Annotated in this window: 8 protein-coding genes; 2 read left to right on the forward strand and 6 right to left on the reverse strand. The window is 58.8% G+C overall.

Annotated elements, in window-relative coordinates:
* Window positions 1–21 precede the first annotated feature (21 nt).
* The 3 genes from VMU57_RS04725 to VMU57_RS04735 form a co-directional block, all read right to left on the reverse strand.
* Window positions 22–894: an aldo/keto reductase gene (locus VMU57_RS04725; protein ID WP_325381316.1), complete on the reverse strand. Its 873-nt coding sequence runs from the start codon at window positions 892–894 to the stop codon at window positions 22–24.
* Window positions 895–944: 50 nt separating this feature from the next.
* Window positions 945–2,501, reverse strand: a complete 1,557-nt coding sequence (locus VMU57_RS04730) for a tannase/feruloyl esterase family alpha/beta hydrolase (RefSeq protein ID WP_325381319.1) — start codon at window positions 2,499–2,501, stop codon at window positions 945–947.
* A 189-nt stretch (window positions 2,502–2,690) separates the two neighbouring features.
* Window positions 2,691–3,185: a DinB family protein gene (locus tag VMU57_RS04735; RefSeq protein WP_325381321.1), complete on the reverse strand. Its 495-nt coding sequence runs from the start codon at window positions 3,183–3,185 to the stop codon at window positions 2,691–2,693.
* Window positions 3,186–3,440: 255 nt separating this feature from the next.
* Here VMU57_RS04735 and VMU57_RS04740 point away from each other — a divergent pair, with 255 nt between their 5' ends.
* Window positions 3,441–4,007: a YbhB/YbcL family Raf kinase inhibitor-like protein gene (locus tag VMU57_RS04740; protein ID WP_325381323.1), complete on the forward strand. Its 567-nt coding sequence runs from the start codon at window positions 3,441–3,443 to the stop codon at window positions 4,005–4,007.
* Between the two features lie 67 nt (window positions 4,008–4,074).
* On the opposite strand, the gene VMU57_RS04745 is transcribed toward VMU57_RS04740, so the two are convergent.
* The 3 genes from VMU57_RS04745 to VMU57_RS04755 all read right to left on the reverse strand — a co-directional run bounded on the left by VMU57_RS04745 (window position 4,075) and on the right by VMU57_RS04755 (window position 6,367).
* Window positions 4,075–5,223 carry a TIGR03435 family protein gene (locus tag VMU57_RS04745; RefSeq protein ID WP_325381325.1) on the reverse strand — a complete coding sequence of 383 codons (1,149 nt, stop codon included), beginning with the start codon at window positions 5,221–5,223 and terminating at the stop codon, window positions 4,075–4,077.
* 170 nt (window positions 5,224–5,393) lie between these two features.
* Window positions 5,394–5,579 (reverse strand): hypothetical protein, encoded by a 186-nt coding sequence (locus VMU57_RS04750; protein ID WP_325381327.1) that lies wholly within the window; start codon window positions 5,577–5,579, stop codon window positions 5,394–5,396.
* 113 nt (window positions 5,580–5,692) lie between these two features.
* Window positions 5,693–6,367: a Bax inhibitor-1 family protein gene (locus VMU57_RS04755; RefSeq protein WP_325381329.1), complete on the reverse strand. Its 675-nt coding sequence runs from the start codon at window positions 6,365–6,367 to the stop codon at window positions 5,693–5,695.
* Window positions 6,368–6,704: 337 nt separating this feature from the next.
* On the opposite strand from VMU57_RS04755, the gene VMU57_RS04760 reads away from it, so the two are divergent.
* Window positions 6,705–7,015: AIPR family protein (locus VMU57_RS04760; RefSeq protein WP_325381331.1), on the forward strand; the 311-nt coding region annotated here is incomplete at its 3' end.

The following is a 7,015-nucleotide window of genomic DNA, read 5'->3' on the forward strand; positions in this document are numbered from 1 at the left end:
GGGGCACCCGGTTTGTTGCGGCTAGGCGGCGGCGATACGGCGGGTGAGGTCGTTTTGCTCGGCCTGCGACTCCGCTCCAATGGTGAAAGCATCGAGGACTCCGGTCGATAGCGCATAGCGAATCGCCTCGGAGGGCCGGTTGCGCATATCGCCCTGTCCCAGGATCTTCATGCCGACGATGCCTTTGCCCGAGGCACGCATCTGCTGAATGACGCTGACGACGGTCTTCGGATCGGCATCCATGTGTGAGCCGATGGGGTTGAGGCGAACGAGATCGACTTCGACCCACGGCGACGCGGCGGCAGCACGTAGCGCGGGCAAAGTGTGGCAGGAGCATCCGTGAGCGCGGATGACACCCTTCTGCTTCGCCTCGGAGAGAACGTCCATGACGCCACGATAGCGCGTCGTCCAATCGCCCTCGGTGACGCAGTGGATGAGCAGAATGTCGATGTAGTCGACACCCAGCTCCTTGCGGAAACGGTCGATATCCCTGCGCAGCCCTGCCGGATCACGGTTGTCTGATTTAGTGAGGACAGTCACCTTGTCACGCGGAAGCTGCTTGATGGCCTCGGCGACATAGGGATGGCTGCCGTAGGAGTCGGCGGTATCGAAGAAGCGGAGGCCGTTGTCGTTGTATCCGTTGAGCAGCAACGTGACAAAGGGGTTATTGCCGATGCGGGTCTGATTGGAGGCGCCGCCCCCGCCGATAGTTCCGGTGCCCATGGCGAGCCGGCTGGTGCGGATGCCGGTTTTGCCGAGAACAACTTCATCGTGGGCGTTGAACTTGCGAGAGAGGGGTTCGGTTTCGAGGGAGGCCGCCGGAGCAAACCTGGTGGCGAACAGGGTCGCGCCAAATCCGGTGACAGTACGACGCAGAAAATCTCTTCTCAGCATGGCGTACTCCTTTGCGAGATAGGATACGCCGATTTTGTGGGCCAGTGATGTTACTTTGCGGGCAATTTACAGGAAAAATTGGACGCATTGTTGGTACTGCCCTTGCCGCCATAGACAGCGACCTGAGGATAGGGGCACAGCGGACGCGTGCGATCGATCTCGCCGTCGGTGGTGTGGAACGCGACGATCTTCTCGGGCGCGACGCCGTCTTCGACCCACTCTTCGAGCGCCGTAACTCCATCAAAGTGATTGGGGCCGGGACCTCCGCCACAGTGGTTCATGCCGGGAACCATGAACAGCCGCAGGAACTGCGCTGTGCTGCTGCCGACGGTCGCCTGTACCTGGCTGTAGTAGTTGATGGTGTTGAGCGGCGAGATGTCGGGGTCGCTCCAGCCGTGGTAGAGGATCAACTTTCCGCCGCGCCGCTCTAACGGACGCAGGTCCGGGTTGACCGCGTCGAGCGAACGGCTGGTTTTGGCTAGTGCTGTCTTTAGGTCGGTGTCGTAGTTGAAGTTGAGGGCGTTGTAGCTGGGGTCTTCAAAGACCATGTCCTTGAAGAATCCTGTGGCTGCCTTCCAATGGGTTGCAGCGAAGGGCTTGTTGCCCGTGATCCAGCTCGACCAGCCGCCGGAGCCGTTTTCGCCACCGGGAAGCAGACCGGGATAGATGAGCGTTCCGTGGGAGTCATGCGCTCCGCCCCAGATCTCCTTGATGGCCTTGACCTGTTTGGGGGTGAAGCAGGAGGACGTTGGCTCGCCCTCTTTGCAGGTGAGCACTGCCGGGTCGAAGTGGCATTTGCGGGGGTCGTCGAGCACGCCGTCTTTGATTCCGTCGATAGCGTCGCAGGCTGCGATGACCGCATTGGCCAGCAGCGGCACCTTTGCCGCCGGAATGTAGCTCTCCGGGTCTTTGAGGGTCGCGATCGAGTACCAGAGGTGAGCGCCAGCGTAGTGGCGGGTCCAATTGTTGGCGGGATCGCCTACGAGCAGACCATCGTAGTCGGCGGGGAAGCGCTGGGCTTCCATGAGGCCCTGTTCGCCGCCTTTGGAGCAGCCTACATAGTAGGAATGCGCTGGGCCTTTGCTGTAGAAGGCCTGCGCTATCTGCTTGCCGTTTACGGTGGTAAGGTGCAGGCCGCGATAGCCGAAGTCGGCTACCAGCTCGGGATGTCCGAGAGCCCAGGTGGAGTCGAAGCCGTTGCTGATGGGCGAGTTGACGTGGCCTGTGTCGGTGCTGGCCGTTGCGTAACCGCGTCTTAGCGCGGCGGCCATGGCGCGATAGCTGATGACGCCTGCTGTGCCTCCGTTGCCGACACCCATGAACTTGCCGTTCCAGTTGTGCAGCGGCAGCCAGACCTCGAACCGGACCGCAGGCTTCGTGGTGGCCGCGACTCGGCAGAAGGGAGGCAGGTTGCCGATCGACGCTGTAGTTTTCGGCACAGCGAAGGTGCCTGTCGAGACGGTTGTGGCCGAGGTAATCACGGTATCGGGAAGCTGGAGGTTGAGGAGGTCTTTGCAGGACTGCTGGGCGATCAGAGGAGTGCCAAGGAGAAGCAGAACGAGAATGGGCAGGATTGAGACTGAGAGGGAGGTCTGAGAGTTTCGCACGGTTCTCCTGTCATTTTTGTGGATGAGAGCAGGTACCCCCCTCCCCTACTTAAGTCCTAAAGTCTTCAAGAGATGAGGGTTAAGTCTGGACTTCGAGTATACCCCGCTGCGGTAAATCCCGTGCCGGCGGACTGGTGGGGGGTTCCGGACTGCCGATTTGTCAAGTTTTGGGGAGGCAAAGTCAGGCCCTTACCAGGTATAGCCGCCAGAGGCTGGAGGCCATGTCTGATTGAGTTGGCGCAAGAGGACGATGCGGCCAAGGTGGTAGGCGTTGTGAGATGTCAGGCTGATGAGTTGATCGCGGACCGACATGATGCGAACCGGAGAGCCGGGACGAGAGGGGCAACGGATTGGCTCGTCTAACCTGCGGGTGTCCCGGGCGCTGGCTGCGGCCTCTTCGGCAGTTTGGAGGAAGCGGAGGCGTAGCTGGTCCCAGGGCTCGGAGGCAGCCTCGGACTCCGAGGGGAAGCCGTCGGAGGGTTTCGCGGGGAATGGCGTCTCTATGCCTTGAACCCAGTCGAGCGTGACCTGCTGCCAGAACGCGATGTGCCAGAGCTCTTCGTAAATGGTGTGAGGGGTGTTGGGAATTCTCTTGTGAGCGAGCTCGTCGCTGAGACCTTCGAGGATGTGCGCCGGTTGTGCTGCATAGCTGTCGCCGATGAGCGTCTGAGCGAGTTCGTTCATTGGATCTCTCCTAAACTCCAGCCTTTCTATTCTACGAAAGGAGGAGGTGCGTGGAATGATCGGACATTTCCAATCTTTGGAAATGAGGTGAGCCACTGGGAGAGCGTTACTGCCGTTGCGCTGGCGAAGGGGCATGGCAGGAGGGTGCCATTCGATGGAGGAATGCAAAGAATACAACCCGCTGACGAGGTTGGTGTAAATTTAGCCGAAGCTGACAATCGGCTTTAGTTGAATTTCGAGTTACGGGAGCGAGGAATGAAAAATATTCTGATTTGCGCCGCGCTGATGTCGGCGTTCGTAGCGACTGCTCAGACTCCGGCTGCTCCTGCGGCCGCCAAGCCGGGGCTGACTCTGACTTCTTCCGCGTTTGAAGATGGCGGCATCATTCCCGATAAGTACACGCGGGCGGTGGAGGCCCCCGTCTCTCCAAAGCTGACGTGGACGCATGTGCCGGATGGCACGGTGAGCTTCGCGCTGATTCTGCACGATCCCGACACGTCGCTGCAGAAGACGACAAGCCAGGTGCTGCACTGGATGATCTTCAATATTCCGGGAAGCGCTCATGAGCTTGCGGAGAATGTGCCGACCGAGGCGACGTTGCCGGACGGGTCGATTCAGGCGGGGAACACAGGAAAGAAGATCGGCTACTACGGCATGGGAGCGGGTGCGGCGGGACCCTATCACCACTACACGTTTGAGCTTTTCGCGCTGGATACCAAGCTGAGCCTTGGGCCGGATGCGACACAGGCCGATGTGCTGAAGGCAATGGATGGCCACATTCTTGGGAAGGGCGTTCTGGTGGGACGGTTCCATCGACCGTAGGCCGAAGGCATGGGCCGAGGCGTTATCCACGGCCTGATCGTTTAGTTACGCGCAGGCCGTGAGTTTGCTAGTTGGCGGCAGGCTTTTCGACATGATCGATGACGATGACATCGGCCTTGGCTTTGGTGGCCTCAAGCTTTAGCCCAAGCTGCTCCTGTATTGCGGTGTAAAGGCCCGGCGGCGCGTTGGGATCTTCTTTGGCCGGAGCAGGAGGCCGAGGGCCAAATGCGGCAAACTGCGAGTCGTCGGGCGTCCAGTTCAACTGGAAGTCATACCTCTTGGTGAGTCCGGTGTGGTCGACGACCGGCCTGTCCATCACCGCTGCCTGCATGCCGTCGCAGAAGTCCTGCATGGTTGAGTTCGTCACTGTCAACTGGCCGAATCCCCTGAAGAGAAAGTTTTTGGAATCGTTCGGCTGGTGGATGGTCTCGGTCAGCTTGGGACCGCCTTTTGCCACCGTAAGAGCGTAGACAGAGAGCTCTTTCTGGTCGTGGTGGAAGGTGAGGTTGAACCGTTGCGTGAGCGCCGACTGGATCAGTTCCTTAAACTGCTTGGTGTTTGGCCGGCCCTCTGTATCGGGTACACCGTCGAGATCGAATTTTTCGCTGGAGAACCAGTCCGGGGCTCCAACGATCTGCTTGACGTTCAACCCGTAGGCAAAGGTGATCATGTCATTCATGGTGGTGTTGATGGTTATGATCTGGCGGCCGTGAATGGTGAAGAGTTTGCCGGGACGGCTGGGGTCGCTGGGCTTTACCGTCACCACATCGAACTTGGGGACAGCATCGGCAGCCATCGCCTTGGGAGGCTCGGGAATCGCCCATGTGGCCTCGGGCGTGACGCGCTGATAGTTGAGGACAGCCGTATGGCCATTCTGGGTCTGGTTGCCGGTGATGGTCTTGCCATCGGCGCTCAGGGTTCCGGTGTAGGTGACGTCTAACCCTGAAATCGCATAGCTGAACGATGTTCCCTGCACGGTAATAGGACTAATTGGAATCGCCTGGCCGCCCTGGTCGATGCTGTAGCCGATACCCTTCAGCTTGCCATCGGTCTTGGTGATCTTCATGACGATGCGCAGCCCCTGCCCGGCCTGCAGGGTTCCCTGCCAGTTGCCGGTGACGTCTGTCTCTTTGGCCTGGGCATGGGCGCGCAGCGTGCCTCCGAAGCAGGACAGGATCAAAACCAGCCCAACCATCCACAACAGCGTCTTCTTCATGCGCGATCTCTCCGAATTACCCGAACCGAGTACATCGCATCGACTGCGGCGGCAGCCCAAAACGAGGTCGCGCAATTCTATCAACAGAAGGCCGTGGCCAGAGTGAATTCGGGCAGGAGGAGCCACAGCATACTCGTCGGAGGCAGGTTGGAGGCTGGGGACGCCGGTGGCTATCCCCGGGCTTGCGTTCTCTCGGGGCCGTCAAGCTCGAGGATGCGCCGCGCACCTTCGAGATTGACGACTTCTCCGTCGATGGTCATCCCGTAGTCTCCCGCGTCGGGCGGAACGGGATGCATATCTTCAACCTGGTGTCCGTGTGCTCGAAGCGTATTGACGATAAGATCGATGTCTACCATATCCAATTAGAGGAGGACCGGCCGCGTGAAGGTTGTTTGCCAAAGCCGCTTCCTCCTATTAAAAAGCGCCCCTGATCTCAGGGGCGCTTGTGGAGAGGAAGCTATATCGAGGCCTAGCTTCTGCTGCTGCGGCGGCCACCCATCAGTTGCAGGACGGCCATGAAGATATTGATCGCGTCGAGATAGATGGAGAGCGAGAGGACAACCGCCGATGCGCCGTTGCCGCCTGCGCGGATGCGGGCGAAGTCGCCTACTGTGAGCAGGGCGAAGATGCCGAGGGTGAGCCAGGAGTAGGTGTCCGGCGAGAGGAAGTGGAAGAACATGCTGGCGACGCCGGCGATGATCAGCAGCAGCAGCGCGGCCATGCCGATGCCGGCGATGCGGCGGTAGTTGATGTTGAACAGATAGGCGACGCAGCCCATGACGGCCATGCCGCATCCGGTGGTGGCGGCGGCGTTGAAGACGAGGCCGGTGCCGAAGTTATGGATGTAGCGCTGGATGAGCGGGCCGATCTCCCAGCCCATGAAATACGTCAAGACGAGAAACATGCCGAGCGCGAGGCCGGGGCTGGCCTTGCGGGAGAGGCTGATGGCAAAGACGAGTCCGATGACGACGATGAAGCCGACGAGGGTTCCCCAGGCGGGCGCGGTGGCGACTCCGATGGAGGTGATGAAGAAGCCGACGGAGGTGATGGCGAGCACCTTGGCGAGCAAGGAGGCGGTCTCCTCGCGGGGTACGTCGATGGTGTTGTAGTAGGTGTTGTTCAGGTTGTAGTCGTTCATTGCCATGCGTTTCGCTCCGGAGTGTTTTAGGTTCAGGTGATTACGGCTCCTGCTCTATGAGACGCTTTTCCGGGTAGTTTGTCATGTTCGAGATTTGGGCTGGTTTGGGTGTTGAAGTTTGCTTGAAAGCGATTCGTGCGTTGCGTTAATGCCCACCTTAGCGGCGATGAAACTGTTGCAAAGCTGGTCCTGTCCGAAATGTGGAGGAGAGAACGCTCCATATCAAATGTAAGACTTCTTGCGTTGGTGTCCGTTTATGTGTATAAGTCAACTACTGGCGTCATCGTGCGCACAGTGTACTTAATTCAAGCCGCATCGTCGGCATTGCAAAAGGAGCACTCACATGGGCAAGTCTGTCCACCGTATTCGCGCATTCGAAATGCGCAAAATCTCTCATCCCATCTTCCCCACAATTGACAAATATTGGCTAACAGTTGCCGCGAAATATTTCCCGGCTGGTATAAGCACGTCTGCCAATGCTCGTGATCCTCTTGGACTAAATCGGAGAGTCTACAAAGACGTGCGAAGCAGTTTGGACGGCGAAACCGCGACGCCAGGCACATTCGATCTAATGAACAAAGGCATCACAATTCTTGCTACATCAGTAAAGTTGATCGACAAAGACAAAGGTCTGTTTGATCTAATTATTGACGA

Origin of the sequence: Edaphobacter sp., assembly GCF_035532915.1 — a bacterium.
Taxonomy (GTDB): domain Bacteria; phylum Acidobacteriota; class Terriglobia; order Terriglobales; family Acidobacteriaceae; genus Edaphobacter.

What these genes read in the sequence shown, in the direction of transcription:
- VMU57_RS04740 (WP_325381323.1), top strand. Translation starts at nt 3,441, where the DNA reads ATGAAAAATATTCTGATTTGCGCCGCGCTGATGTCGGCGTTCGTAGCG.
- VMU57_RS04750 (WP_325381327.1), bottom strand. Translation starts at nt 5,579, where the DNA reads ATGGTAGACATCGATCTTATCGTCAATACGCTTCGAGCACACGGACAC.
- VMU57_RS04725 (WP_325381316.1), bottom strand. Translation starts at nt 894, where the DNA reads ATGCTGAGAAGAGATTTTCTGCGTCGTACTGTCACCGGATTTGGCGCG.
- VMU57_RS04735 (WP_325381321.1), bottom strand. Translation starts at nt 3,185, where the DNA reads ATGAACGAACTCGCTCAGACGCTCATCGGCGACAGCTATGCAGCACAA.
- VMU57_RS04745 (WP_325381325.1), bottom strand. Translation starts at nt 5,223, where the DNA reads ATGAAGAAGACGCTGTTGTGGATGGTTGGGCTGGTTTTGATCCTGTCC.
- VMU57_RS04755 (WP_325381329.1), bottom strand. Translation starts at nt 6,367, where the DNA reads ATGGCAATGAACGACTACAACCTGAACAACACCTACTACAACACCATC.